This window comes from Sphingorhabdus sp. (genome assembly GCF_044357595.1).
Taxonomy (GTDB): domain Bacteria; phylum Pseudomonadota; class Alphaproteobacteria; order Sphingomonadales; family Sphingomonadaceae; genus Sphingorhabdus_B.
Window position 1 is genome coordinate 72,044 of the sequence record NZ_JBIKPH010000002.1, and the last position, 26,744, is coordinate 98,787.

Annotated in this window: 23 protein-coding genes; 16 read left to right on the forward strand and 7 right to left on the reverse strand. The window is 52.3% G+C overall.

Going from position 1 to position 26,744, the window contains the following annotated elements:
* Window positions 1–1,350, reverse strand: coding sequence for an SRPBCC family protein (locus ACIQ2T_RS00815; protein WP_397589146.1), 1,350 nt, complete (start codon window positions 1,348–1,350; stop codon window positions 1–3).
* 445 nt (window positions 1,351–1,795) lie between these two features.
* On the opposite strand from ACIQ2T_RS00815, the gene ACIQ2T_RS00820 reads away from it, so the two are divergent.
* On the forward strand, window positions 1,796–2,911 hold the full coding sequence (locus tag ACIQ2T_RS00820; RefSeq protein ID WP_397589147.1) for a hypothetical protein: 1,116 nt from the start codon (window positions 1,796–1,798) through the stop codon (window positions 2,909–2,911).
* Window positions 2,912–2,963: 52 nt separating this feature from the next.
* On the opposite strand, the gene ACIQ2T_RS00825 is transcribed toward ACIQ2T_RS00820, so the two are convergent.
* The gene (locus ACIQ2T_RS00825; RefSeq protein ID WP_397589148.1) at window positions 2,964–3,617 is read right to left on the reverse strand and encodes a GntR family transcriptional regulator; all 654 of its coding nucleotides are present in this window, start codon (window positions 3,615–3,617) and stop codon (window positions 2,964–2,966) included.
* A 371-nt stretch (window positions 3,618–3,988) separates the two neighbouring features.
* On the opposite strand from ACIQ2T_RS00825, the gene ACIQ2T_RS00830 reads away from it, so the two are divergent.
* Genes ACIQ2T_RS00830 through ACIQ2T_RS00845 form a run of 4 tightly spaced genes read left to right on the forward strand, consistent with a single transcriptional unit; the run spans window position 3,989 to window position 7,473 of the window.
* Window positions 3,989–5,140, forward strand: coding sequence for an acyl-CoA dehydrogenase family protein (locus ACIQ2T_RS00830; RefSeq protein WP_397589149.1), 1,152 nt, complete (start codon window positions 3,989–3,991; stop codon window positions 5,138–5,140).
* 4 nt (window positions 5,141–5,144) lie between these two features.
* Entirely contained in the window at window positions 5,145–6,086 is a 942-nt protein-coding gene (locus tag ACIQ2T_RS00835) for an acyl-CoA dehydrogenase family protein (RefSeq protein WP_397589150.1), read from the forward strand.
* The gene (locus ACIQ2T_RS00840) at window positions 6,083–6,970 is read left to right on the forward strand and encodes an SMP-30/gluconolactonase/LRE family protein (protein WP_397589151.1); all 888 of its coding nucleotides are present in this window, start codon (window positions 6,083–6,085) and stop codon (window positions 6,968–6,970) included. The genes ACIQ2T_RS00835 and ACIQ2T_RS00840 overlap by 4 nt, the downstream gene beginning before the upstream one ends.
* Window positions 6,967–7,473, forward strand: coding sequence for a nuclear transport factor 2 family protein (locus tag ACIQ2T_RS00845; RefSeq protein ID WP_397589152.1), 507 nt, complete (start codon window positions 6,967–6,969; stop codon window positions 7,471–7,473). Before ACIQ2T_RS00840 ends, ACIQ2T_RS00845 begins: the two co-directional genes overlap by 4 nt.
* A 9-nt stretch (window positions 7,474–7,482) precedes the next feature.
* On the opposite strand, the gene ACIQ2T_RS00850 is transcribed toward ACIQ2T_RS00845, so the two are convergent.
* A complete protein-coding gene (locus ACIQ2T_RS00850; RefSeq protein WP_397589153.1) occupies window positions 7,483–7,842 on the reverse strand; it encodes a nuclear transport factor 2 family protein in 360 nt (119 codons plus the stop codon).
* 242 nt (window positions 7,843–8,084) lie between these two features.
* Here ACIQ2T_RS00850 and ACIQ2T_RS00855 point away from each other — a divergent pair, with 242 nt between their 5' ends.
* From ACIQ2T_RS00855 to ACIQ2T_RS00870, 4 genes are all read left to right on the forward strand, one after another.
* Window positions 8,085–9,746 (forward strand): class I adenylate-forming enzyme family protein, encoded by a 1,662-nt coding sequence (locus tag ACIQ2T_RS00855; RefSeq protein ID WP_397589171.1) that lies wholly within the window; start codon window positions 8,085–8,087, stop codon window positions 9,744–9,746.
* A 144-nt stretch (window positions 9,747–9,890) separates the two neighbouring features.
* Window positions 9,891–10,943 (forward strand): acyl-CoA dehydrogenase family protein, encoded by a 1,053-nt coding sequence (locus ACIQ2T_RS00860; RefSeq protein WP_397589154.1) that lies wholly within the window; start codon window positions 9,891–9,893, stop codon window positions 10,941–10,943.
* On the forward strand, window positions 10,940–12,106 hold the full coding sequence (locus ACIQ2T_RS00865) for an acyl-CoA dehydrogenase family protein (protein ID WP_397589155.1): 1,167 nt from the start codon (window positions 10,940–10,942) through the stop codon (window positions 12,104–12,106). The genes ACIQ2T_RS00860 and ACIQ2T_RS00865 overlap by 4 nt, the downstream gene beginning before the upstream one ends.
* Window positions 12,107–12,147: 41 nt before the next feature.
* Window positions 12,148–12,963 carry an enoyl-CoA hydratase/isomerase family protein gene (locus ACIQ2T_RS00870; RefSeq protein ID WP_397589156.1) on the forward strand — a complete coding sequence of 272 codons (816 nt, stop codon included), beginning with the start codon at window positions 12,148–12,150 and terminating at the stop codon, window positions 12,961–12,963.
* Between the two features lie 62 nt (window positions 12,964–13,025).
* Here the strand turns inward: ACIQ2T_RS00870 and ACIQ2T_RS00875 are convergent, their stop codons facing one another.
* Both ACIQ2T_RS00875 and ACIQ2T_RS00880 read right to left on the reverse strand, forming a co-directional pair.
* Window positions 13,026–13,814, reverse strand: coding sequence for an acyl-CoA thioesterase domain-containing protein (locus ACIQ2T_RS00875; protein ID WP_397589157.1), 789 nt, complete (start codon window positions 13,812–13,814; stop codon window positions 13,026–13,028).
* Between the two features lie 172 nt (window positions 13,815–13,986).
* A complete protein-coding gene (locus tag ACIQ2T_RS00880) occupies window positions 13,987–16,536 on the reverse strand; it encodes a TonB-dependent receptor (protein WP_397589158.1) in 2,550 nt (849 codons plus the stop codon).
* Between the two features lie 597 nt (window positions 16,537–17,133).
* Between ACIQ2T_RS00880 and ACIQ2T_RS00885 the strand changes: the two genes are divergently transcribed.
* The 3 genes from ACIQ2T_RS00885 to ACIQ2T_RS00895 are packed head-to-tail and all read left to right on the forward strand — an operon-like array spanning window position 17,134 to window position 19,142.
* The gene (locus tag ACIQ2T_RS00885) at window positions 17,134–17,349 is read left to right on the forward strand and encodes a Rieske 2Fe-2S domain-containing protein (RefSeq protein WP_397589172.1); all 216 of its coding nucleotides are present in this window, start codon (window positions 17,134–17,136) and stop codon (window positions 17,347–17,349) included.
* Complete coding sequence (locus ACIQ2T_RS00890; RefSeq protein ID WP_397589159.1) at window positions 17,340–18,347, forward strand: NAD(P)H-dependent flavin oxidoreductase; 1,008 nt, start codon at window positions 17,340–17,342, stop codon at window positions 18,345–18,347. The genes ACIQ2T_RS00885 and ACIQ2T_RS00890 overlap by 10 nt, the downstream gene beginning before the upstream one ends.
* Window positions 18,348–18,380: 33 nt before the next feature.
* Complete coding sequence (locus ACIQ2T_RS00895) at window positions 18,381–19,142, forward strand: enoyl-CoA hydratase-related protein (RefSeq protein WP_397589160.1); 762 nt, start codon at window positions 18,381–18,383, stop codon at window positions 19,140–19,142.
* A 41-nt stretch (window positions 19,143–19,183) separates the two neighbouring features.
* Here the strand turns inward: ACIQ2T_RS00895 and ACIQ2T_RS00900 are convergent, their stop codons facing one another.
* The gene (locus ACIQ2T_RS00900; protein WP_397589161.1) at window positions 19,184–21,535 is read right to left on the reverse strand and encodes a membrane-bound PQQ-dependent dehydrogenase, glucose/quinate/shikimate family; all 2,352 of its coding nucleotides are present in this window, start codon (window positions 21,533–21,535) and stop codon (window positions 19,184–19,186) included.
* Window positions 21,536–21,796: 261 nt separating this feature from the next.
* Here ACIQ2T_RS00900 and ACIQ2T_RS00905 point away from each other — a divergent pair, with 261 nt between their 5' ends.
* The 4 genes from ACIQ2T_RS00905 to ACIQ2T_RS00920 are packed head-to-tail and all read left to right on the forward strand — an operon-like array spanning window position 21,797 to window position 25,742.
* The gene (locus ACIQ2T_RS00905; RefSeq protein WP_397589162.1) at window positions 21,797–22,720 is read left to right on the forward strand and encodes an SMP-30/gluconolactonase/LRE family protein; all 924 of its coding nucleotides are present in this window, start codon (window positions 21,797–21,799) and stop codon (window positions 22,718–22,720) included.
* Window positions 22,721–22,730: 10 nt separating this feature from the next.
* Window positions 22,731–23,702 carry a thiamine pyrophosphate-dependent dehydrogenase E1 component subunit alpha gene (locus ACIQ2T_RS00910; RefSeq protein WP_397589163.1) on the forward strand — a complete coding sequence of 324 codons (972 nt, stop codon included), beginning with the start codon at window positions 22,731–22,733 and terminating at the stop codon, window positions 23,700–23,702.
* Window positions 23,703–23,714: 12 nt separating this feature from the next.
* Window positions 23,715–24,683 carry an alpha-ketoacid dehydrogenase subunit beta gene (locus ACIQ2T_RS00915; protein WP_397589164.1) on the forward strand — a complete coding sequence of 323 codons (969 nt, stop codon included), beginning with the start codon at window positions 23,715–23,717 and terminating at the stop codon, window positions 24,681–24,683.
* Between the two features lie 12 nt (window positions 24,684–24,695).
* A complete protein-coding gene (locus ACIQ2T_RS00920; protein ID WP_397589165.1) occupies window positions 24,696–25,742 on the forward strand; it encodes a biotin/lipoyl-containing protein in 1,047 nt (348 codons plus the stop codon).
* 11 nt (window positions 25,743–25,753) lie between these two features.
* Here ACIQ2T_RS00920 and ACIQ2T_RS00925 read toward each other — a convergent pair whose 3' ends face one another.
* Window positions 25,754–26,311, reverse strand: coding sequence for a TetR/AcrR family transcriptional regulator (locus tag ACIQ2T_RS00925; protein ID WP_397589166.1), 558 nt, complete (start codon window positions 26,309–26,311; stop codon window positions 25,754–25,756).
* Window positions 26,312–26,744: the final 433 nt, after the last annotated feature.

Genomic DNA, 26,744 nt, shown 5'->3' on the forward strand with positions numbered 1-26,744 from the left:
TCAGGCCGTTTCTCCATCGTGGATAAACTCGCACAACGCCCGATGAAAGTTCGAAACTGAGACTTCCTGCTTCGGATTTGGCCTGCAACCTTTGAAGCCGCGCGATTTCATGCCTTGCTGGACATCTCCCATGTTTTGATAGTCCTGAACAAGGATTTTACCCCAGAATTTCAGATCGGTGAGGTCATCATTCCATTCCCATTTGCTCTCTGGCACTTCAGCTTCGGGGTAGCGCATAAGCGAGTAGACATCCCAAAGACAAGAATTGGGATCATCCCCGTTTGGACGGGCACGGTAACCAAGCACACCAATTGGGGATTGCAAGATGACCTGATTGGGAAAAAGGTGCCAATCGGTGCCAGCGGCAATAGCCTGCTCATTGCTGATCGGCGGACAGTTAATGCCGCGGTCAATCAGAACTTCCTGCATGAGTTCATTAAATTTTCCGAGGACAACCCATGGATCGGTGCCTGCCGGCACCTCGTCGACCAAGCGTTTAGCAGCTGCAAGGCCTGGTTCAGCCATGACCGCATTCAGAGTAACGATCGTTTCCTCCATATAGGCCAGCATACCAATACGATTGTCTTCGCCTTCGCGCGGACCGCCGAGCCGAGGCGAGCGGAGCCCCGTTGGCGCAGAATCCCAATACCCGAACATGCCGTGCCGTCCATGTGCATAGCTAGTCGTTACGTCATCGAAAAATTGCAACATCTGCGGATGTGTGGTCTGCACATGATAGCCTTCGCTGAAAGCTTCGAGCGCTACTTTCCAGTTGCAGGGCAAGATCGTTGACTTGCGCCAGTGATAGCGCATTCCTTCCATTGCAAATGGATCGAGGATCGCTTTTGCAGGCGACAAGGCATCTTCCAAGCTTTCGCAATTGGGATCCATGTTGATATAAATCCAGCCACCCCAACGCCCTACCTTGACGGTAGAGAGGTTAGTATCTTCGGGAGCCAGAGCATCGCCCCAATCGTCGCGATCAACGACTTTCAGGTTTTGGCCGTCTAATGACCACTGCCATCCATGAAACCGACAGTGCAGCCGAGCGGACTTTCCGCAGCCTTCGGTCAGGCGGCGACCACGATGTGGGCAGCTGTTATGATACGCACGAATTTCATCGGGTGCGGTGCGGACTACGGTGATGGAATCATCGAGAATGTCGTAGGTAAAAAAGCTCCCAACTGTAGGTATTTCTTCTTCACGACAGGCCATTTGCCATGTCCGTGGCCAAAGATACTGAGCTTCCTTTGCGGCAAATTCCTTCGATATGTAATTGGAAGCAGGAATATAGTCCGGACGGACGGCGTCCCCTGCAGCCAAGATAATCGACTTTTGATGGATGTTCATTGTTGTTCTCCTAACAATAAGCCCATCTTCCGATTGGCCTTTGGGCATTTGCAATCTTTGGTAACTCAAACTCGCTCGGTGGGACTCAATTTCTACCAGAACCTACTAGAAATGATGGATTTATATTGCCTTAGACATACTTAACTGAACCAGTTTTGCCGGATCGGACCGATAACTTGTTATACCCTTGTAAGCCCTCGCTCCAAATTGTTTCCTTTTGGTAATTGCTATCGTTATCCTGCCACAAGAAAGCTAAACCCAACTCCCCATTGATACATATCGTAGAACATTATTATTCAACACGAAAGTGGTATGAGAAGATAAAGCTGTTGAGAATGTCGTTCAAAAAGATACTCTGTGCTTGAAAAGTGAAAAATTCGCGAATCGTAATCGGATTAAACATAGCCAGATATGTGAAGCAGAATTTGAATTCAGGAGAGATAAGATGGACGACAAAAAAAGCGGTAATCTGCCAGAGGCAGGCAAAGACATCACCAAAGCGGATGGTCTGACAAGAAGAGCTGCCATCGCAACGATCGCTGCTGTCGCAGGTGCGCCTGCAGTCGCGGCTGACGTCGCCGCAAATACGGTCCTAAAATCTCCAAACTCTCCCTTTGGACCTTCAGATGAGACCACCCATCCGGCTGGCCCTGACAGCATCTGGCAGGAGAGTTACTGGATTTACTTTGGCAATGGAAAGGGGCTGGGCGGTGTTGTCCATACCGGTGAACAAGTTAATCTGGGCAAGTCTAATATATTTGCGCTTGGTTATGCAGATGGCCTCGCATTCCGTCGAGCAAAGGACGATCATGACTTGAACCGAGATGCTCGTGCATCGGGCCGCTTTAGCGCAGGAGAATACATATTCACACCAGGTACCGACGGTCGCGTTTACTTATCGGGAAAGGATGAGGGATTTGCCCTTGATCTGGAGTTCATCCCGCAAACCAAGTCCCTTCGCTGGCTAACCGTTTTTCCGAATCCAGAAAATCATGTGGGCTCCCAAACGTCGAGCTATAACATACAAACTCCAGGCGTGGTCCGCGGAACAATGCGACTAGGTGATAAGCTTTTTGATGTGGATGCCTTTTCTCAGCGGGGCCATTCTTGGGGAAATCGCGATTATAAGGCACTACGAGGGAACGGATCGCGATGGGTGACGGGGTCAGTGGGAGATCGTCTGAACTTCTCTGCCTATGTAGCGATTCGTGCTGACGGAATGGTAATAAAGTCGGGGTTTGTTGTTGATCGTGGCGAAGTGCGTCACACCAGCGATATAAACGTCACAGTCGAAGTGGACTTCGATAGCGTCACATATCGCGCTGGCGTGGTTCGTATGAAATTCCCCGATCGCGAATATGTGTTTCGCGCCAAAATTGATAACATCAACCTGATCCAGCATCATGGCAGCGAAATAAATGTAGGCGGTGGCGATTTGCGGGTCGATGGCCTGTCCGAAACCGGCTATAGTGCTTGGGAGATAAACGAACGGCCGCCGACACCTGCGGGCGGGGTGCCCTTCAGCTTTGGGTCATTGGTCGTTGACGGCTTAAAAAAATGACAGGCTTTTTTATCTCGTTCTAATTCCTGAGTTAACCTGCGGCTTACAACGCCTACATTTCGAAAAAACGAGCAATGATTTTGCGCTGATCTTCAATTAGTGATTTACCGGCTTTTGCGGCTGCAACCGTGTCATTTGCTTTGACGGCAGCGTGGATGCGTTTGCAAACGCCAACTTGTATTCTATGGATGTCTGGCGAACGAAATTGTGCGCTAAAGATCGCGATTCCTGCCATCGGAAAAATTCTTTGTAGCTCTGCATTTTGACATATGTCGAGCAATGCAATAGAAAAGTGACGTCTCGCCCGTGCAAATTCTAGTTCTCCGCGCAGTTCAGCGGATTCCAGTTCAGCAAGTACCTTGTCTAGTATTACCGCATTTTTGGGCTTGTAATTTTTTGCGGCCGTTCTTGTTAGCAGCCCATTAAGGACGGAGCACAAGTCCATCACGCCATCTGCTTCCTCTCGGGTAAATCGACGAATGACCGCTGACTTGTTTGGTGTCAATTCTATCACGCCGCGTTCGCTTAGTAATTGGATGCCTTCGCGAACCGCATTGCGACCAACTCCGAATCGCTTCATGAGATCGCTTTCTGCAATCCGTTGCCCCGGAACCATGTTTTGAGTTTCAAGATCGCGTAATATTTCGAGGAAGATTTTTTCCCGCGTTGCCGAAGGTAACTTCTTTTCTGCAAATGACGTTGGCAATTTTTTACTCCCCCCATCAGTGTTACCATCTGGCCTAACGCTGGTGAACCGCCGATACCGCGTGATAGCGCGCTTTTCGCATATTGTATTGTTATTTTTTATTGGACTGCGGCATCGGGTGGCCATTTATAATATTGTGACTGGCCAACGGTCTATAAAAAATTGATCCCAAGCAAGTTTTATCAAGTAGTCTTGAATGTTCTACGATATCGTCCTATCAGAAAAATTCTGACGCGTTTGTCATTCCTGCCTGTGCTATACAAAAGCATTAGGGCGTGCGGATAGCAATTGCATAGAGCTTGACCACAGGCCGACGGTGAGCCCGAAGCCTGGTTGAAATATCGCGCAAGTAGCGACACGAGGGGATTAGTATGGACTTCGGCTGGACAGAATCGCAAACCGTTTACCGGCAACAGTTGGTTGACATTCTTGATCGAGAGTTGCCTTCGGATTGGTGGGAAAATTATGCCTTTGATGGCCCATGTCATCCTAAACTCATGGAATTTGCGCGCGGCTTTAATCTGAAACTCGCGGCAGAAGGGCTCGTCGTTCCGCATTGGCCAGAGCGCTACGGTGGTCGCGATGCCGAACCATGGGAGCATATCATTACGAGTGAAGAAATGTGGAGCGCCGGCGAGCCCCGCAGTTCACTCTATATGGGGACAAATTGGGCAGGCCCTGCCATTATGGAGTTCGGTACGGAAGAGCAGAAGTTGGAACATCTGCTGACTTTGTCGCGCGGCGAAGTATTATGGTGCCAAGGGTTTTCGGAACCGTCAGCAGGCACCGATTTAGCTGCGATGAGCACTCGGGCAGTTCGGACTGAAACCGGCTATCGATTGAATGGCTCAAAAGTCTGGACGTCTTATGCCAAGCATGCTGACATTTGCTTCATGCTTGCCAAAATCGACGATGCGGGCAACTCGAAGGGTGCTGTAACCTGCTTTCTGCTGCCGCTTGATACAGCAGGTGTAGAAGTTCGTTCGATCCATGGGATCCACATGGAGGACGACCTCAACGAAGTTTTCCTGACAGATGTGGATCTGCCCGATAGCGCGCGGCTTGGTGGCGAAGGTAAAGGCTGGGAGATTGTTACGGCGATCATTCATAACGAGCGTGTTGGTGCCGCGCGTTATGAATATTCGCGTCGTGCCCTCAACCGAGCGGTCGGTTACCTGAAGGAGCGTGGACAATTTCACGGGGCCGTCAAAGGCGAGGCAGCGCGTGCCTTGGCCGCATGCGAATCCGCACGAATGCTGACCTATCTTGTCATCGATGGCCGAGCAAAAGGGCGTGACGCAGGAGCCGACACATTCATTGCACGCTACGCGATGGTCATGGCAGACCATAGCGTCATCAATTTCATATCTTCGCAGCTGCCCGATTTGCTCACCGATCCGGGTGATGGCATGTTTCGGGCATTTTTCGGTTGCGCGATTACATCGGGTGTTGCTGCGGGCGCCGCAGAAGTTCAACTTAACATGATTTCTGGCCGCTACCTCGGCCTACCTCGGGGAGTCTGAAGCAATGGATTTTGATCTTTCATCCGATCAGGCGGCTCTTGTCGATGCTGTGGGTTCTGTCGTTAGTCGGCATGCGGATCTACGTAAGGGCGAAACTCTGCGACCCATGTATTACAGTTATGGAGACGGCCTAGATCGTGACCTTGTAGAGAATGGCTTTTTCGACATCGTGCGCGAAGAAACCTTCGGTCCGCTAGAAGCAGCCCTCATGATTGCAGAGGTTGCACGCAGTCCGCACGCAGTGGAAGTGGTTGGCTCGGCACTTGTTGCGCCAATGCTTTGGCCCGGCTTGAACTTACCACGCCCCATTGCGATCGCCCGACTGGAAGATTTGACGCGCGCCGTCCGCTTTCTTGATCGCGCCCGAACAGTGCTGGTAGATGCCGGCGATCGTATTGTGGCCCTGCCGATTGTTGACGGCGATGTTGAGGAGGCCCTTTCTGTGTATGCCTATCCAATGGGCCGTTATCGCTCGACCCCGGATTTGAGCAAAGGTCAGGTATTGGATGGAGTTGCAGTCGAAGAATTCCGCCGTTTATGGCGCGTCGGCCTTACGCTTGAAATAGCCGGCGCGATGCGGTCCGCGGTCAATTTCACCGCCGACTATGTAAAGACACGAAATGTATTCGGTCGGCCACTGGGTAGTTTTCAGGCGATCCAGCATCGTCTCTCGATAGACGTTCCGCGCGCTGAAGGTGCATACTGGACAGGCCTTCGGGCTGCATGGAGCGGTTCTGCGCTCGATGCGACTACAGCATTGCTCCATGCGCAAGCAGCAGTCATCCCGGTCATTTTCGACACTCATCAATTCAACGGGGCACTTGGCTTTACGCTTGAGCATTCACTGCACTTTTGGACGCAGCGTCTGCGGGTGCTTGATGGGGAGATTGGTGGTGCCCACGCCCAAGCAGAAGCCGCTGCCGATTTGGCCTGGCCAGATGCATGATTGAGAATCTGGCTCGCGGTGATGTCGAGTTACTATATGAAGCTCCCGGATTGTTTGAAGGACCACTTTGGGATCAAACGAGCGGCACACTAATCTATACCGATGCATCTGGCGGTGGCGTATGGCGGATTGATCCGACAACCTGCAACAATGAATGCGTTGTTCCGCACCGCAAAGGCATAGGTGGACTGGCTGCGCATTCTGAAGGCGGATTCATCATGGCTGGCAAGGACGTGATATGGCGCAGGGGAGAAGATCGCGGAGTATTGATTGCCAACGACCCCGCATGGGGGCTCAATCGCTTTAATGATTTAACGACCGATCCAGCAGGGCGTGTTTATGCAGGCGCGCTCGACTACGATCCGGAACAACCCGATAGACCTCGCAACCCGGGCAGGCTGTTCGTTGTTGATCTTGATGCTAGTGTTCGGCAAGTGGACGACGGCCTGGGAGTACCCAATGGCATTGCGATATCGCCAGCAGGTGACTTGCTTTATCTGGCCGATACATCAGCACGCATGATCTGGGTCTATGATATCGATAGCCGGGGCGATCTTCATGGTCGCCGATCATATGGTGAGTTTGGGGATGGTGAACCCGATGGTCTCGCAGTGGATGTAAATGGAGCATTGTGGGTTGCGGTCCGTTCACCCGGCAGCCTGTCTGTCTATGCGGGCGGTGAACGCGTTGCCCGTTATGAAGTGCATTCACACCCGACAAGTTTGTGCTTTGGTGGATCGGATCTGAGAGATATATATCTTACAACATCGGGCGGTATAGGCAAGGATGGCAATGGCGTAGGACAGGTTTACAGGTTGCGCGCACCTGTTGCAGGCCTAGCCTGTGCGCCTGCGCGGGTTCTTGTTTCGGAAAAGGCTAAATGATGAACGACTTGGCTGAAGAAATCACACAACTGCGCGCTTACCAGCAGATACAGCAGTTGCCGATCCGTTATGCCAATTGCATGGACCGCAAGGACATCGAAGGCCTGTTGCCGCTGTTCTCAGATCGTATCTCGATGGGGGCGGCGGGTAAAGGGCGCGAGGGAGTCCGTGCATTTTACACCGGGGCGTGGTCCCGTTTCCGGCGCAGCGTGCACAGGATCAGTAACCATTCAATAAACCTGAATAGTGCAGATTCTGCTACTGGCCATGTCTACTGCCTCGGCGAACAACAGGTTGAAGAGGGTAAATGGGATCGGCTGATGATGTCTTACGATGATCGCTATGTGCTGGAAGATGGACTGTGGCGTTTTGCCAGCCGCAAGCTGAGCTTCTGGTTCCGTGACATCGATGGCCAGCGTCTGCTGGGTAGCGACTATGAATTGGTGCCGTCGCTGCCCGATAGTTGCCCCGAATGGCAGTCGTTTTTCTCGCTTAAATCATAAGGTGGAGGTTTAACCGTTCGGCAGAATTACCCGTTTGGAAAAGCGCCATCCCGCCGAAGTGCGGACAAACTGGTCATCATATTGTCCGGTGTGCACTTCCCCAGCCAGTTCCATACGATAGGGGCCGTTACAGGACGCTTCATCGCCATTGACGGAAATTTCAGCATCTATCGGAATATGTTTTCCACCGTTTGCGGGTATACTGGAGACAAGTCGTGCTAGGCGTTCGTGGCCTACAATTTCTTTGCCGCCCGGGACTACCATTACGCCATCATCGGCAAAAATCGTCAAAAATGCTTCGGCATCACGATTGTCGAAATAGATAGCATAAAGTTCGCGGAGTTCAGCAATTTTATCTTTGTCGGACATAATACTCTCCAATTGGCATCGGGACGTCAGCCTAGTTTAGAAGACCCATCTTTTCCAGCCTTGCGTTAACAGGTGACAATGGTAGATCAATATTGTGCTACGAAAAAGCGGAAATTTATCTCCTTTTGTGTTATTGTGGGGTAGGTGAATATGCCGGATAACCATAGCGACTATATGGAGAGGCTTTGATGGAATACGATGTTCCCGATACCCAACCGGATTTCCCGGCGACTATCCCTGGCATGTTGAAAGCGGTGTCGGAGCGCTTTGGCGAAAATGCCGCTGTTGCCGACGCAAGCCAGACGATTAGTTTCCGTGCGCTTGAAGATCGCTCTGCGGAACTAGCGCGCGGATTACTCGCGATGGGCATCGGTAAGGGAGATAGGGTCGGCATTCTTTTGCCTAATGGGACTGACTTCGTGTTGGCATTCATGGCCGCAACGCGCATTGGAGCCGTGGTTGCACCGCTAAGTACATTATATCAAGCAGCGGAACTTCGATGGGTTTTAGAACGCGCGGCAATCCGTTGCTTAGTCACGGTGGCCAGTTTTCGAAATCATGACTATTTAACACGTCTTGAGGAGGCGCTGCCCGATCTTGTCGGTCAAACCGCAGGTGCCATCGCCTCGCCCAATGCACCATTTCTTCGGTCTATCTTAGTTGTGGGGGCGTGTGATAGGTCATGGGCAAAGTCACTTTTCGAGGATGCGGTTGCTGCCCTGGCAGCGCGCCCTGAATTTGATCATGCTTTTCTTTCTGCAGCAGAAGCCCAAGTGCATCCATCAGATCCAGTCTGCATTATTCATACGTCGGGCAGCACGTCTCATCCCAAGGGTGTTGTTCACGGGCATGGGCCATTCATTCGGCATACGTTTCAGATGGCTAAGGACTTTACACCACTGGGGCCGGGCGACCGGGTGGTTGCTTTGCGCCCATTTTTCTGGGTTGCAGGACTTGGTGCGCAACTATTCTATTGCCTGCAGGCTGGCGCCTGCCATGTCACAATTGACAGTCCTTCAGACGAAGCGCTTTTGAGAGCAATAGAGCAGGGAGATATGAACTTACTTGCCGGCGACGAAACCTGGTTTCAGCGGTTGCGTCATTCTCCGAAACTGCGTGATGCGGGATATGAATTTGTTGAAATTAACGTTGAATTTTGCGGCGTGGCTCGTCGTGATAGCCGCGACGATTTGATGTTCATTAGCCAGAACTTGGCCCAACGTTTTCCAAAGCCCGAACATGCCGATACAGACCGTTTTCCTTGGACATTCGGCATGACGGAATTTCTAGGCGCACACACCTCTCTCCGCTGGAACGAGCACACGCCGATGGATCGCGCAAGAGTAAGTGGTCGATCAGTGCCGGGTGTCCGTGCAAGGATATGCGATCCTGTCACACATGAGATTTTGCCCGCGGGAACTCCCGGTGAATTGGAAGTACGAGGCTATTCGATGATGCTAGGCATGGACGGGGTCGAACGCAGCGAAATCTGGACTGATGACGGCTATTATCGAACCGATGATCTCGCTTCTATGGACGCCAATGGCTATATAACGCTGATCGGTCGGCTGGGGGATGGCTTTAAGGTGAAAGGAGCCAATGTTGCTCCGCTTGAAGTCGAAACGGCGCTCTACGGCTTCAAAGAAGTTGAACGCTGCTGCGTACTTGGCGTGCCGCGTGATGCCAACCGAACCGATAGTATTTCGGTTGCCGTCCTACAACTGCGACATGGATCGGTGATTGATGAGCAGGCTATGAGAGCTAAGCTGAAGTCTCAATTGTCTTCTTATAAAGTGCCGGAACACATAATGATTTTTACGGAGGCAGACATTCCGATCACGGGTTCTGGTAAAGTTAAACGATCAGAGCTTCTGGCAAAAGTGACCGCGCTACTGGGTGAATGAGGCTAAGGTTTCTATGTGATCAGTAGACACAGTGTGTAGGATGATATAGTAGAACAATAATAAACGACTGGTTCTTTTCGATAAGGGCCGTTGTTCCTATTGTGTCGGTGCGGGATGGCATAGCGCTTAAAAGAGAAAGTGAGTATGGTCGACCTTTTAATGACGTCAGAGCAACGGCAGATTGTCGACAGCGTTGTCAGCTTCCTTGCCGAAAATCTGCCAGTCGGGCGTCTCCGCCCCAGTGCTGGAAGTCGCCAAGAGGCCCAAGCCATGCCCGAAATGGCGAGCTTGGGCTGGTTCATGATTGGCCTTGACGAAAAGTTTGGCGGCCTTGGCATGTCAATCACGGAAGAGGTGTTAATCTTTCGTGAGTTTGGCCGATATTTGCTTGGTCCAAGTTCAATTGCTACCGTTTTGGGTATGCGCGTTGCTGCAGAAGCTGGAAACGCCTCCCTGCTTCAAAAGTTGTTAGAAGGCCGCGTCCATGTAGCGCTTGCCAATTCGGTTGGCGAAGTCAGTATTAAAGATGCGGTATCCGGGCCGTTCCAGATTTTCGATGGATCAGGAGCAGATTTGATCCTAGTGATTGGTGAAGCCGGTCAAGCAGCTCTTTTGGAACGCTGTGCGGTGTCCGAAATTTCTTCGCGACGCTCCTCAGTTGACGGTTTAACCCTCGAATTGGCGAAGTGCAACGCAGTGCCCTCGTTGGCCTACGTTGGAGAGGGATCAACCCTGTATATGCGCTTGTCCTTGCTTGCTGCTGCCATGCTTTCCGGCATGTGCGAAGCGACGCGCGACCTTTCCACAGAATATGCAAAGTTTAGAGTTCAGTTCGGTAAACCAATAGGATCGTTTCAGGCAATCAAACACAAATGTTCGGACATGGCTTTGCGCGCAGATGCAGCGACTAATCTGGTAAACTTCGCAGCGGTAACATTGACGGCAGGACAGAAGGATGCTGCTTATCTTTCTACTGCAGCCAAGTTACTTACAGCGCGATATGCGCTTCTAAGTGCGAAGGAGACCATACAGGTGCACGGCGGGATAGGTTTTACGGTGGAGTGCGACGCCCACCACTTCCTTAAGCGTGCCCATCTTTATGATCTAATTGGGGGTGGTTCATTCCGGCAGCAGCAGCTGTTGCTCGCTGATGCTTTGCCTGAGGTCGAATTGCCTGGGACGGAGTTTGCAGCATGAACCTAGATTTTACTCCTGACGAAGCTGAATTCCGCGCCGAAGTGCGTGATTGGCTGCGGACTAACGTACCAAAGGAGCGCCGTCCGGCGGAAGGGCATGCGATGCTCGCTTTTGACACAGCGTGGCAACGCAAGCAATTTGATGCAGGTTGGGCCGGTATCAGTTGGCCCAAGGAATACGGAGGGGCAGGGCTGTCGCTGATCCAACAGCTTATCTGGTTTGAGGAATATGCACTTGCCGACGGGCCATATCTTGGGTGCTTCTTCATTGGATTGAGCCACGCCGGACCGACGATTATCGCCCGCGGTACCGAAGATCAAAAAAGCTTTTATTTGCCGCGGATTCTGAATGGTGAAACACCTTGGTGTCAGGGCTTTTCTGAACCCGGAGCGGGGTCAGATCTTGCTGGAATTAGGTGCAAGGCCGAAGTCGACGGCGATTATCTCGTTGTGAACGGACAGAAGATTTGGACCAGTCTTGCTCACCACTCGAAGTATCAGGAGTTGCTCGTTCGCACAGATGCAAACAATCGTTATGGCGGCATTACTTGGGTTATCGGTGATATGGAGTTGCCGGGTGTTACCATTCGCCCAATTGGCGGTATGCATGGCGTGCCTGACTTCTGTGAAGTTTTCTATGATGATGTGCGTATCCCACTTGAAAATGTTGTCGGCGAGATCAACGACGGATGGGCTGTCGCTATGGCGACATTAGGTTTCGAGCGCGGCACTGCAGCACTTGGCGAACAGATCGAAATGAGCCGGGTGGTGGAGAATCTGATTGACGTTGCTAAGTTGCGACCTGGACCGGATGGTGTGCGGCCTGCAATTCAGGACGGCGAGTTTGCCGCTCGCCTTGCTTTGCTACGCGCGGAAGTGGCGGCTCTCAAGGCAATGAGCTATGCCACCATCAGCCGCGCACAAAGAGATTTCACTCCCGGAGCGGAAGGGTCAATCATTGCACTTTACAACACTGAATCGATCCAGAAAATCTACCGGCTCGCCTTTGACCTGATGGGGCCAGCGGCATTGGACCTTGATAGCAGTGGCGAGGATTGGACGACGCGATATCTGTTGTCGATCATGCAGACCATTGCAGGCGGCACGGCAGAAATACGTCGCAACATTATCGGTGAACGGGTACTCGGGTTGCCGCGCAGTTGAGCGAGCCCGCAGCTGGACAGAAATTTTGATTGGAGCTTTAAATGGACCTGCCAGACGACGTTCTTTATGAAATTGGCGACGAAGGTATCGCCCTTATTACCCTCAACCGTCCGCATGAAGGGAATGCGATCACGCCGGCAATGCATAAAGGCTTGCGCAAGATATGGCGTGATGTTGATGAAAATCCTCTCGTTAAAGTGGCGATAATTACCGGGGCCGGGGAGCGGCATTTTTGCACCGGTGCTTCTGTCTCTGGTCTGTCTACAGAGGGCGAAGATTCTGCGATGAAGCAGGGCACAATGGAGGAACTTAACCACCTTTCACCATATCAGAACAAAGTCTGGAAGCCGGTAATCTGCTGCGTCAACGGATTGGTGAACGGTGGAGGTCTGCATTTCGTTGTCGACAGCGACATCGTCGTGTCATCCGCCAATGCCAAGTTTATGGATACGCACACTTCTGTAGGACAAGTTGGCGCACTGGAGAATATGGGCCTGGCACTGCGCTCTACTTTGGGTACAGCGATGTTGCTCACATTTGCAGGCAAAGCTTACCGGATGGAGGCAGAGCGTGCTTATCAGCTTGGTCTGGTCGACATTCTGGAACCCGATCCCGCTGCTGCGATGGCCCGTTCGCGTGAATTGGCGCTTGCGATCGCTGAAAACTCTCCGGCAGCGATCCGCAATTCGAAGCAGGCAATTTGGGGCGCGATGGAGCAGGGCTATACCCGTGCGCTCGAAAGCGGCTGGCAGTTACTGCGCCTACATTGGGGACATCCGGATTTTGATGAAGGGCCGGCCGCCTTTGGCGAAAAGCGGGCACCCAAGTGGAACTCGGACCGGAACGCGCGTCGTTGATTTACGACTTGGCGCTAGGTCAGCCAAAACATGGGCTGTTGAATTTGATGAACGCTAGCGGTTCATCCGCCCATGGGGTTAATGAACAAGGTCTGATGGGCATGGCCAAACTCGCCCTGTTGATCAGATAGGCGCGTATCAACGATTGCAATACCGTTGCCAGCGCTTTCTGTCACCGCAGAGATCCGGATCCATTCCTCTTCTGGCATGCGGGTGAGGTGGAGACTGATGTCCACATTAGCGTAAGACCAATCGCGCCAGTCAACATAGCTTGATAAGCCGCTGCCATAGTCAGCCGCCATTGCACAATGTACAAACGGAGAGATAGGTACGCAAGGCAGAATTTCGCCCCACGTTCTTGACCATAGCAATCCGGGTCCGATATTTTCGATTCCGCCAGCCTCTACCCGAGTCTCTGTGATATGTGCGAGGCCAGTCCGACGCGTGTTGAGCGAAGGAAGCCCGGGAACGGCGACAGAATGCTTGGCAAAATGAGTGGCAGGGGATCCGCTAATCCGGACCCTGAGAGCCGAGGCGCGAACCACCACATTGTCATCTTGAAGCAACTCAACCTGCAACAGCTGCAGCTTAGTACCTTCGCGGATAACATCCACTTTGGCTGCTATTGGCGCCATCTTTGCCGGTTTTTGAATATCCGTTACCAGGCGACAGGTAACCATGGGCGTGAGGCAGGTCGTTTGTTCAACGGCGTGAGCGACCAGTGCGTTAATCGCTACGCCATTTTGCATTCTTTTGTCCCACGGCCCAATTGCCAAGGTCGTCGGGACGTAGGTTGAACCTTCCAATTGGAAAAGGTGGAACCCTGGCTGGCTAATCGTATCTTCGGTCACGGATCGTCGTTCCCTTACAGGGTAACTTGGTGGGAGAGGCGGGCGATGATAAAAAAATGGTCTGCTTCGGAAAATTCCAAGGCAGACCATTTGAAGAGTGAAAATGCTCTGGGCATTCGCCTCTTCCAATCATTAGGAGGTGGCCGGATTGCTTCGACCACCTCTTGAATGATTAGCTGGCGTCGCCACCAAAGCGGTACTTCATGTTGAAGCCCCACATGCGCGGCGCGGCATAAATCGACCCTAGGGTGCCCACCGACGAATTCTGCATTAGGTCATTGGTTCCGATCCGATAAAGTTTGTCGGTGAGGTTTGTCACAAAGAAGCCAAGATCGACTGGATGGCCCATTATTCCGCGCCAATTTGCCGTCAAGTCGATTGTAGCGTAGCCTTTTTCGACAGAGCGAAAGTTCAGCGCGCTAGTATCATTCAGTGCGACCGAAGATTGATTGTAGAGAAGGGCACCAATGCTCATCTCACCCATATCCTCAGACACCGGCAGCTTGTATTCGATTGAGGCGGTGAATTGCGTTTTGGGAACCGAATTGTAGCGGTTGTTAGAGCAGAACCCGACAGTCGTAGCTTGCGTTGGATCGCAGGGATTGCCTACAACTGGCGGCGTCTTCTTGTCAAACTTGGCATCAGTATAGGCGAATGTGCCGCCAAGCGTCAGCCCTTCGACTGGGATCAATGAAACCTCCGCCTCAATGCCTTTAATACGTCCATTGTTGACATTCTGGACCAGTGAGACTGGAACTGTACCGGACAGCACGACGTTCTTCTGAATGCTTTTGTAGCGATCCGAGTAAGCAGCCAAATTGGTGCGTAACAACACTCCGTTTAAGTTCCAGTCTGCCTTCAAGCCGAGTTCTAGCGAAACGTCGGTTTCAGGTTTGTAAGATGGATCGACCCCAGGAGGGGCAGTGCCGTTAACGCCTCCGGGACGATAGCCCTTGCTGGCCTTGGCATAGAGCAGTTGACCTCCATCGGTTTTGTAGCTGGCGCCAACCTGCCATGTCGTTGAGTTAAATGTTGCGTTGCGTGTGAGGCAAGGCGTGCCAGTAGGCCCGCCGAAGAAGCCGCCAACGCCATAGAGTTCGCACTTGCCGAACGGGATCGGTGCAAAGGTGGATGCAACGACGAAATTGGCGACGGGTGCTGGTAAACTACCACCGAAAGGTCCCGTCAGAAACGCGAGCAGCGCTGCCTGACCGCCGTCGACCAACGAGAGATATGTGTTTTGTTCTGAACGGATCTTATCCTGAGTGTAACGCAAGCCGCCGTTTAGTTTGAGTTTGTCCGTAACCGCGAATTCGGCTGATCCATACACCGCGCGCGAGGTCGTTGTAGCAATAAGCACGCCCACGCGCTGAATGACGCCGATTGATATACCCGCATTCTCAGATGGACCTGCTGGACGCTGTTCATCCATATAGCCGCCGATTGACCAGGTCAGTCGGTTGTTGATCGCTTTACCGGAAAGTCTCAGCTCCTCGCTAAATTGCTCATTGTTGTAGTATGGCAGACCAGTGCCATACGGGCAGGCCGAATGGCACTGCGTCACAATGCTCCCATTAAAGGGTGCGAAGGTCGTGGCATTGTCTTCTTTCTCGCGAATGTAGCCAAACACGTTTTTGAGTTCGATCGAATCTGACAAATCAACCGTTGTGGAGTTAACCACATAGACGTTCTTGCGTTTGCTGAAGATTGGATCATTCAGAGAAACCTGCCGAGGTCCGCGTGCTTGTTGAGCGGCGAGTTGCGACTGGATTGAAGCTGCAATATTGGGTGCCGTAAATGGAGTCATTCCGGCACGGAATGGTACGACACTGCCTCGGCTGTCGATGCCATAAGCCCCAGACAGCACAAACGAAAACTGGCCGACCGTTGGAAGTAAACCAGTTGCGGCCGGATTGAACCCTGTGGCTACAGTCGAAGTTCCGTTATCATCGGTTGTGAGATAATTCACCGTCGTGGTGTTCTCAAGTCCATCAAACGGACGTAGCGTTAACGATCCACGATATCCCTCATAGGAAACATTGTCGAGATCCTTGCCAGAAGCGAGGTTCTCGGTGAAACCATTGCGACGTGTGGTTTCGAAGGCAAGGCGCAGCAATACCTTATCTTCCACTATCGGAATATTGATTGCGCCACTAGCTGAACGCAAGCCATAATTGCCTAATTTCGTCGACACATAGCCGCCAAAATCGTTCTTTGGGGCCTGTGCTGTCACCATGACATTTCCGCCATCGGTAACACGTCCGAAGTTCACACCCTGCGGACCGCGCAAGACTTGAATGTTGGCGATGTCAAAGAAACTGCCCTGGGTTAGCCGGGTGACGGGAGCTTCGTTGAAATAGGTAATGACCGCTGGGAACAAGGTTCCAAATGAAAAGCCCTGACCACGGATAGTGTAAGTAAGGTTGGCACGGTCTGCGATCGAGGCGGAGACTGCAAGACCTGGGGTGCTCTGAACTAGATCGATAGGGTTAAAGGTTCCCTTCGCATCAATAGTATCGGGCATGATCACTGAGACGGCGACAGGCACATCCTGAAGACGTTCCTCACTACGGCGAGCCGTAACAATGATGTCATTCGGGTTGCTAGCTTCTTCATTCGCGGTATCCGCAGAAGGCTGCTCCACTTGCTGCGCGATAGCAGCCGAAGACGTTGAGGCCATGATAGCCACAAAAAAACCGATTTTTGAAGATCTCAATTTCATACTTTCTCTCCCATTTTATGCCAATTTGTAAAGACTTTTTATGTTAACGTTCAGTCTGTCGATCAATGTTCTGAAGCGCGAACTTTAAATTCTATTGTTTTCCTCGTGTGGAGCGTCGCCGCAAAAACTCTGGATGTTCTACAATTATGTAGGTCCATTAATTATTGTCAACGTTTTTGTTTTGCTAAGCCCTTGGAAAGATCTCGCGTTGCCAAACCGAACTCGATCGCTTTTCTGCTGAGTTGCACCGAGTAAGAGCCGTTACATTCTATTGGCATGCTTGATAACTCCCTGGGTCGTTTTCCACTCATCTTCTCTATGCAAAACTGGATCCACGCCGATTTTGATAGACACATGTTTCTTGCACAGTAGTAGAGTTAAACATGCTTTTAGATATAATCAAGTTAGATGATTAATGGCGGAAATGACGACTGGTCGCCAGCGCAAAGGGTAGTCTATATGGACGAGGCAACGCTAGGAACATCTCTCGATTCTGAAGGCGGTCAAGTTCGCAAAGATTATGTTCCGGCGGCAGATTACGTCTCGAAAGAATTCGCAGAACTCGAAGCAAATCACCTTTGGCCTAGGGTGTGGCAAATGGCTTGCCGGGAAGAGAAGATACCCACTGTCGTTAGCTTGTATACTCACGACATTATTGATGGCTCGATCATTGTGGTCCGGACTGCACCCGACGAAATCCGGGCCTTCCGCAATAATTGTCCTCACCGCGGTCGTCACATGATCGATGGATGCAGTGTTGGACTGACTTACCTTCGCGCTCGATTACAAGGGAGGATATTTCTATGTCGCTAGACCCTGCGGTTCGCAACCGTCTTACTTTGCCGGCAATCTGCGCCCCTATGTTTATGGTAACCGGGCCAGCATTGGTGACCGAGGCTTGCAAGGCAGGCGTCATAGGTGGGCTGCCGCAACAAAACGCCCTTACATTTGAGGAATTCACCGATTGGTTGAAGCAGATCCGCGATGATCTTAACCGTCACGCTGAGGCCAATCCCGCTGCCCGGATAGCTCCGCTTGCGGTCAATATTTCGCGGCGCTACGGCGGTGACGATTTCGGCAAGAACCTTGACGTATGCGTTGCGCATGGCGTTGAAATCTTCATTACAGTCGGCGGAGATCCGACCGAAGTGGTCAAGCAGGTGCATGATCGCGGCGCCAAGGTGTTCCACGATGTCACCAGTATGCGCTTCGCCGAAAAGGCAATCTCGGCAGGCGCTGACGGACTGACGTGCATAGGTGCGGGTGGAGGCGGCCATTCAGGAACGCTCAGCCACCTTGCCTTTGTGCCGCAGGTTCGGGCCATTTTTGACGGACCGATCGTGATGGCGGGCGCTGTGTCTACCGGCGCTGTGATCCGCGCTGCTGAAATTCTGGGGGCGGATCTGGCCTATATGGGGACCCGCTTTATCGCAACGCAGGAATCGGATGCGCCTCAGGCCTACAAGGATCTGCTGGTCAGCCAAACGTCGAGCGGGCTGAGATATACGCCGGAAGTTGCAGGGGTCGCTGCGAACTGGATAGTCGAATCGCTTCGGATGGCTGGGCTAGATCCCGATGCCCTGCCGCAACCGCTGGGCCGCGGGATGCGGCATGACCATCTGCCGAACACAGCCAAGCCATGGGTCAATATATGGAGTGCCGGACAAGGGATTGATTTGATCTCTGACATTCCGACAGTTGCCGAACTGGTCAGCCGATTGCGCAAAGAATATCTTGCTGCCTGCGATGTGGCTTCGATGGCGTCAGCGGCGCTTTTGGCCGAGCAGGCTCTAGAATTGGCAAAGATTTGACATGAAGCTTAATGAACAAAGGGGTGAGGTGAGATGCCTGAACAAGCGGTGACATCAATCGATGCACTTGTCGCGGGTCGCAGCGAAGAGTTGGTGGTGATCGATCGCGAGGCAGTCCGTCTGCTTGCATTCAATCGTTCTGAGAAGCGTAATGCGATGTCATCGGACATGCGACGAAGCTATGCCGCTGAACTTGCGCGCGCCGACGCTGATCCCGATATCCATTGTGTAATCGTCACTGGAGCGCATGGTTATTTTTCTGCGGGAGTAGATATCAAAGAGCGCCCGCTGGTGCCCAATATGCCGATGGTTCGCCCGCACCCTGTCGAGGCAAGCCGTTCGATGACAAAGCCTCTGATTGCCATGATCGACGGCCCTTGTATTACAGGTGGTCTCGAACTCGCCCTTTCTTGCACCTTCATTATAGCCTCGGATCGCTCTTCTTTTGCAGACACGCATCTGAAGATTGGTATTTTACCTGGATGGGGCGGTGTCTCCTTACTAGCAAATGCAATTGGCGCACGGCGTGCAGCGCAGATGCAATTGTCGGGCGAGCGGATCTCGGCACAGACCGCCTTCGAATGGGGCTTGATAAACGAAGTAGTTCCGTCGGGCGATATCTTGCTCCGCTGTCTTGAATTGGCGAATACCTTTAATGCACTCGATCCTGTCAAGCGGCAGATATTTGTTTCACTTAACCGGCAAATCTGCGGGGTACCGTTGGCCGCAGCATTAGCGATCGAACTCGTCGAAATTGATCGCATGCGCGGCCTGGCTGCTAACGCGACACTCTGACGATATGTTTTGAACCCGGTTCGGCAGGCTGGGTTGCAGAACTACTTAGGCAAAGCATAAGCAAATAACCGCACGTCATTTGCCGAACCCAGGCCTTGGCTCCCTCCAGCAGCGATGACTACGAACTGGCGCCCGCTTTTATTCGAAAAATAGGTAGCAGGGACTGCATGGCCACCCTGAGGTAAACTGGACCGCCACAACTCTTTGCCAGTCTTAAGGTCCAATGCACGGAACATCTTGTCGATACTGCCGCCCATAAAAACCAGGCCGGATCGCGTCGTAACGGATCCCCCGACAATGGGTGTCCCCATAGTCATCCCCATTGCTTCCCCGAAAGGATGAGACCAAACTAATTTTCCTGTGACGAGGTCGACGGCACTCATATATCCGTATGGTGGCGCCTGGCAAGGCGACTGCAAGGGAGACATAAACGCGCCGCGTTTGATGGCATATGGCGTATTCATCTGGGGGGCATGTGCGCCCACCTCAAGGCCTGTAGCGCCATCGCCTAACGCTTTCATTCCTTCACGATCCGCTTCTTTTCGAGGGATCAGCTTTCCTCTAAAGGCTAGCTTTGTGGAATTGAACACAATAACTCCACGCTCGGGATCGACAGAGCCGCTTCCCCAATTCATACCCCCGACATAGCCCGGCGACATCAGGAATTCAGTCGTCCCAGGGGGCGTCATGGTACCTTCAAACCGCATGCTTTGGAATTGGATCCGGCACCAGAGTTGGTCGAGCGGCGTTATGCCCCACATGTCAGATTCGCGGACTTCGGGATTGCGGAAGGAAGGCAGTGAATTCGAGAATGGCTGTGTTGCCGCAAGTCGTTCTTCGGGGACTTTGCCGCTTTGGGGAACCGCCACATCAGTAACGGGGTGAATCGGTTTGCCGGTTTCGCGGTTGAGAACGAAAATCTCGCCACGCTTCGTCAACTGCACAAGGGCAGGTTGCGTTTTTCCACCCGGCGCAGGTAGATCGACCAAGCTGGGTTGTGAGGCCACGTCATAATCCCAAATATCATGCCGCGCGGTCTGGAAAGACCAGCGCAAACGACCCGTCTCCGCATCTAGAGCTACAACCGAACTGGAGTAACGATCATCCACTTCTCTTCGCTGTGCGCCGTAAAAGTCCGGCGTTGCGTTTCCGATAGGCAAATAGACTAAACCAAGCTTTTCATCTGCACTGATGGGCGCCCAACTATTCGGTGTGGAGGGAGTATAAGTTTCTCCTGGAGGTGGTGCACCGATCTGATCCGGCTGCCCCATATCCCAAGCCCAGCTTAGTTTTCCGGTGATGGCATCGAATGCTCGGATCACGCCTGATGGCTCGCCCCAGAACTGCCCATCGGTTACCCAGCCACCGATCACGATATTCCCGCGGACAATGGCTGGCGCTGAAGTAACGTGATAGTATCCTTCCGGAGCTTTGCTCATGCCTTCTAGTAAGTTTACTCTGCCGTTTACTCCAAATCCTTTGCACAACTTGCCCGTGGCAGCATCAAGAGCAACCAGCTTTGCTGTGTTGGTTGCGGTTAAAATGCGCTCAGCACATGCCCCAGTAGCGCCGGGATTCTTGTAGTAAGCGACGCCTCGGCAGCTTCGACCACTCACGCCTTCTGCAGGGTGAACCCAGCGTCTTGCACCTGTTTCAGCGTCGAGCGCGAAAGTTTCATTGAGATTATTGCATGCGTAAAGAGTTTCGCCGATCATAAGAGGCGTAACCTGTAATCCCGAAGTTTTTCCTTCTGCATTGGTCGAGAGCGGCGCTGACCATTCAAGCTTCAGATTGCTGACGTTGGCAGGCGTTATCTGTTCAAGCGGACTAAACCGCGAACCTCCCTCATCATTGCCCCAATGCGCCCATCCAGACGAGAATTTTGTAGTATCAAGTGACAGCCGTTTTTCAGGTAGCGCCGCAATGCCGGTCTGAAAACGCGGATCGATGTTCACCGGGCTGATAGAATGGAGCGCTGTGCCAAGCAAAATAGCAGCGCCGAAAGCAAATGTAAGAGTGCGCCATTTAAACAAGTCCAAACCAAACAAAGTTTGAGATTCCGTCGGCTTCAATGATCGGCGGAAGATTGGCGTTAAGAGCCATGCTCCAACGACGAGCCAAGCGACAATTCTGGGCATCAAAGCCCAGCCATCAAAGCCGGATTCCCACAGTGACCAGATTATCGTTAGCGCAACAATCGCAGCATAGAGAGGTAATGCCTCCCTTCTTTGGAGCCACAAAAGGATAACCACGCCGGCCAGTGCGACGCCCGCAATGAGGTAATAAAGGCTTCCACCCAGCAACGCGAGTTGACCTCCACCGAGAAGCAATGGAGCCGCAATAAGCCCAAGGATTAGCGCGTATAGGCGCGGTTGCCATTTTGAAGTCGTCATTTTCTAGCCCCTGAATGCGGTATTCCAACCTTGGCGAAAACCTTGCACTGATTGAGATGATAAAGTCCAGTATAATGCCAATGCATAAGGTTCTGTCCTCTTAATTCGAGGCTTCACTTTGCCGTCAGGTATACTGTTGACGAAATGATACGCTCCGTGTCAATGGAGTTTTGAGAGGGAAGTAAAGAAGATGATGGCTTTTCCGCAAGCATGGACTGAGCAGGCAGCTCAAATAAACGAAATTTTGATCGGTCGAAGCGCATGACCCAGCCGGTCAATCAGCTAGCTGAGGGGCTGCTTTTTCCTGAAGGGCCGATGGCCTTTGCCGATGGTTCTGTGGTTTTAGTAGAAATCCTGCGGGGCACACTGACCCGAGTATGGGATGGGAAGTCGGAAGTTATCGCCGATTTGGGGGGCGGCCCAAACGGGGCAGCGGTGGGGCCGGATGGTGCTGCTTATGTGTGCAATAATGGAGGTTTTACATGGTCGGTGGATGCGGCTGGGGTGCGCACGCTTACACCACTGGCACCGAAAGACTATGAAGGTGGACGGATTGAGCGTGTGGATCTTGCCACTGGTAAGTTCGAACGGCTGTATACTCATGTCGGCGACCACATGCTGCGCGGTCCCAATGACATCGTCTTCGACCGAACGGGTGGCTTCTGGTTTACCGATCTGGGTAAGGAAACTGAGCGGGCACATGATAAGAGTGGGGTTTATTATGCCCGCCCCGACGGAAGCGAAATCCGCGAAGTTATTTATGATGGGTTGAGCTTTAATGGTATCGGCCTGTCGCCTGACGAGAAAACGTTATACGTCGCAGACACGAAGAGTGGTCGATTATGGGCTTATCCTATTGTGGCACCAGGTGAAGTGGCCCGAGATGATCGGGGTCTGCCATCCGCTCGTCTGGTTGGTTGCCTCGATGATGCGGCCGCACTTGATAGCATGGCGGTGACCGCGGCCGGAAATATCTGTGTCGGAACATTAGTGCGGGGTGGCATCACGACATTTACCCCCGAAGGCGAGAGCAGTTTTATGCCGCACTCGGATTTCTATGTCACCAATATCTGCTTCGGTGGTACTCACCGCAGCACTGCATTTATCACTTACAGCATGAGCGGCCAACTGGTCAGTACGCCTTGGAGCGAGCCCGGACATCCGCTTAATTTTGTGACCTATTAAAGGGGCCGCCATGAACGTTAATGTCGCTAGAGCCGATTTGGCCGAAATGTATACTAGAATGTCCCGCATTCGCGCATTTGAAGATGCCGCTATGGCTATTCACGCAAGCGGCGAGATCATGGGGCCGTTGCATACGTCACACGGGCAGGAAGCCGAAATCGTCGGTGCATGCATGGCACTCCGCCTCGATGACTACATGGTTGGCAATCACCGTTCACACGGTCATCCAATCGGCAAGGGTGCAGCACTTCGCGGATTAATGGCCGAGTTGCTTGCTAAGTCGACAGGCGTGTGTGGCGGCAAGGGGGGGTCAATGCATCTGGCTGATTTCAGCGTCGGTAGTCTGGGTGAAACCAGCATTGTTGGCTCAGGTATACCCGTTGCTGCGGGTGCAGCTTTGGGCGCCCGGATGCAGGGGCTGGACCGGGTGAGCCTTTGCTTTTTCGGCGATGGCGCCACGAGCGAAGGCGCGTTTCACGAGGGCGTAAACATGGCAGCTGTTTGGCATTTGCCTGTGGTTTTCCTTTGTGAGAACAATGGATACGGCATCACAACCGCTCTAAGCAGCGTTACCTTGGTGACCGATATCGCTAATAAAGCCGCCGCTTATGGTATCCCCGGGGTGATTGTTGACGGGCAAGATGTGATAGCAGTTTATGAGGTAGTAATGACTGCGGTGCAGCGTGCACGACGAGGTGAGGGGCCAACTCTGGTTGAGGCTAAGACATATCGGTACGAGGATCATGCTGTAAACATGGGGCGCAATCTCGGCTATCGTTCCGATGAAGAAATTGCCGAGTGGCGTAAACGCGATCCGTTGCACCTGTTTCGTGCTCGCCTGTCCGGAGAATTCGATTTTTCCGAAGAAGATTTGGAAAAGATCGAGCGAGCCGCGATTGATGCTGTTGAGGATGCCGTCGACTTTGCGCGAAAAAGTCCTGCACCGTTTGCACAGTCCGCTTTCACCGACGTTTTTGCCTGAGGAATTCAGACCATGGCTGAAAAAACCTATCTAGAAGCCATTCGTGACGCCCTTTTTGAAGAAATGGGTCGCGATCCCGCCGTTTTCATCATGGGTGAAGATGCGCGAAGCAATTTCTTCGGAACAACCTCTGGTATCATCGAAGCATATGGGCTGGACCGCATTCTCGATTGCCCAATTGCGGAAGCGGGGATTACCGGGGTCGCAGCTGGCGCCGCCATGGTGGGGATGCGGCCCGTTGTCGACTTTACGATTGCGCCGTTCCTCTATCCTGCGATGGACCAGATTTGCAGTATCGTTGCAAAATCGCGATATCTTTATGGGGGGCAAGCCAAGGTACCTTTGGTTCTGCGAGCAAACATGATTTATGGTAATGGAGGTGCTGCACAGCATTCTGATCGGCCTTATCCGATGTTCATGAGCATGCCCGGCTTGAAGATTATGGTGCCCTCTAGCCCATATGATGTGAAGGGCTTGCTCAAGACTGCGATCCGCGACGATAATCCGGTGATGAGTTTCGAAGATGCTAATCTTTGGAGCATGAAGTCAGACATTCCAGATGAGGATTACACCATTCCTTTTGGCGTGGCCGCGACATTGCGGTCTGGCAGCCATTGCACTGTGGTCGCAATCGGCGCGATGGTGCCGCTGGCGATGGAAGCCGCTGCGATGATGGAGGGTGAAGGGGTAAGTGTCGAGGTGATTGATCCGCGAACGCTTGTGCCTCTTGATATGCCGACTATTCTTGAATCAGTGGCAAAGACCGGACGGCTCGTCCTTGTCGATGTGGCTTGGGAAAGGTGCAGCGCAGCGGAGCACATAGCCGCTGTGGTATCTGAAGAGGGTTTCTGGGATTTGCGCGCGCCAATCATGAAAGTATGTACTGAGAACACCCATATCCCATTCAACACTCTGGTTGAAAGGGGACTTTACCCCAGCCGCGATCGAATAGTCGCGGCCATCCGCAAAACACTGGCCTGAGGAGAGGAAGAGATGACCGAGATGGTCCTTCCTCAATTCGGAATGGGTATGGCCGATGGTACGATCATCGCCTGGCATAAGGCCGTAGGTGACAAGGTTGAAGTGGGCGATACGCTATGTGACGTTGAAGCGGCGAAAACGACTGTAGAAGTTGGGGCGACTAGTAGCGGCATCCTGCAGCAGATTCTGGTCTCCGCCGGAACAAATGTTCCGGTCAATACGGTTATCGCGATCATCGGGGATGAAGCCGCTGCACCCGCTGAGATTACGCGCTTGTCTTCAGCATCTGAAGCTCCCGTCGCCATAGTCAGTATTTCTCCCCCTCCCCAAGAGCGGCCCGTATATCCAGCGATGAAAGAGCAATCTGGGAAGAGACTGCAAGTAGAACCTCGCGCAAGGCGAGCAGCTAGCCTTAGTAGGATTGATTTGGCTGACATCCAAGGAACAGGCCCCGGTGGTAGGATTGTAGAAGAGGATGTAATCCTCTTCTTATCAACGGCTTCTCAACCCCTAGCATCGAAGCAGGCAGCGGCAAGCAAAGCTTCCCATGGCCTAGTTTATCAGCTCCGGATGTGTTGTGAGGCCTTGCCGCTTGTTGCGTTGCTGGAAGAACTTGGCGAAGTATATGATCAACCAGCGCCAGTCGCAGCCGTACTGGTGAAGGCTGCTGCCCTTGCTGCTGTGCATTCCGGTACCGAAGGATACAGTATCGGTTACCGGCTCGACAATGGTTCGGTTCAAGCGTTAGAGGGTACAGAGACTTTGAGCGTCTCAGCTATTGCACCGCGGCTCGCCTTTACTGAAAACGGAGAAATTCAGTCGCCTGCACTAATTGTCGCATATAACTCGGAGTACTGGTTGGACGAGATCCTGTGCATTGACCCGACAGTTTCTGCCAGCCTATCCTTTAGCCAGGTAAACTCACATGACAAAGTTGACGCAAGGCTTTGGCAGGTTAATCTGATTATTCAAGATCAGGGTATGAGCTCAGCGAAAGCGAAGCAGTTTCTCAAGGCGCTGCGGGCTTTGCTTTTAAACCCTCTGACGATTTTTGTTTAGATCGACAATTTCTAAGATTTCTTATTTCGTTTTGCGTATCCGTAAAGAAAGAATTGCACCGCGTCGCGCGCAAGCTGGCTTCTTGCCTCTTCATCAAGTTCGATAGGAATAAGGAAAGAGCGCATGGCTCCGGCAGAGACGACAAGGAACAAGGATGCAGCCTCCGCGACATTCCGGACTGCGATAACTTTGTGTTCCTGAAGTTGCTGAAAATAATCTAGCACTGGCCGGATGGCACTCTGTTTGCTCATTGCATCAACTGCCCGCGCAATCTCCGGCATACGCTCTGCCTCGGTATAAATGATCCGGTAAATCGGCAGCGACTTGCCGGACCATTCACGGTAGCTCATTAACGCTATCCGATAGAGAGTATTTTCGGGGTCTTTAATGTCAAAAGGAAATTCCTGCCAACGTTCTTCTAGCTCTTTCATCCGCCGCTGCGCTACCGCTAATAAAAGCCCCTGCTTGCTGAGATACTTGCGGTATATGGTGGACTTTCCGACGCAAGCTTTTCGCGCGATGCTCTCAATGTTTGCGCCGTTCAGGCCTTCGGCTAGAAATTCTGCCAAGGCAACATCCAGAACAAGATCTTGTCGTCTTATCTGTTCCCTGCGGGAAGGACGGCCACGTCGGCTGGGGTCTACAGATTGTTCGCGGGCTGCTTCTAAACGGCCTGTCGAACTTTGTTTTCTAATCGATAACGGAATCGCGCTTCTCTTCTCAGTAAAAATGCAGCGGTCAATGTGTCGTCAAAATAGCTGCAAAAAATTGATTTAACTATGGTACCCTAGAACGGCTGATTCAAGTAAGTTTTGTAAAATAGCTTATTCAGTGTTGCAGCAATCCAATATCCAAAGCAGAATTATCGATTGGTACCTAGGCTCAGGATGCGTTAAATTAGTTGCATTGGGTCGGCACGTCTGATTCAAACTCTCCGTAATGAAGGAGGATTTGATGGGTGACTTACCGATGTTGAGTGCTGCGCAGATGCTCAGGATAGAG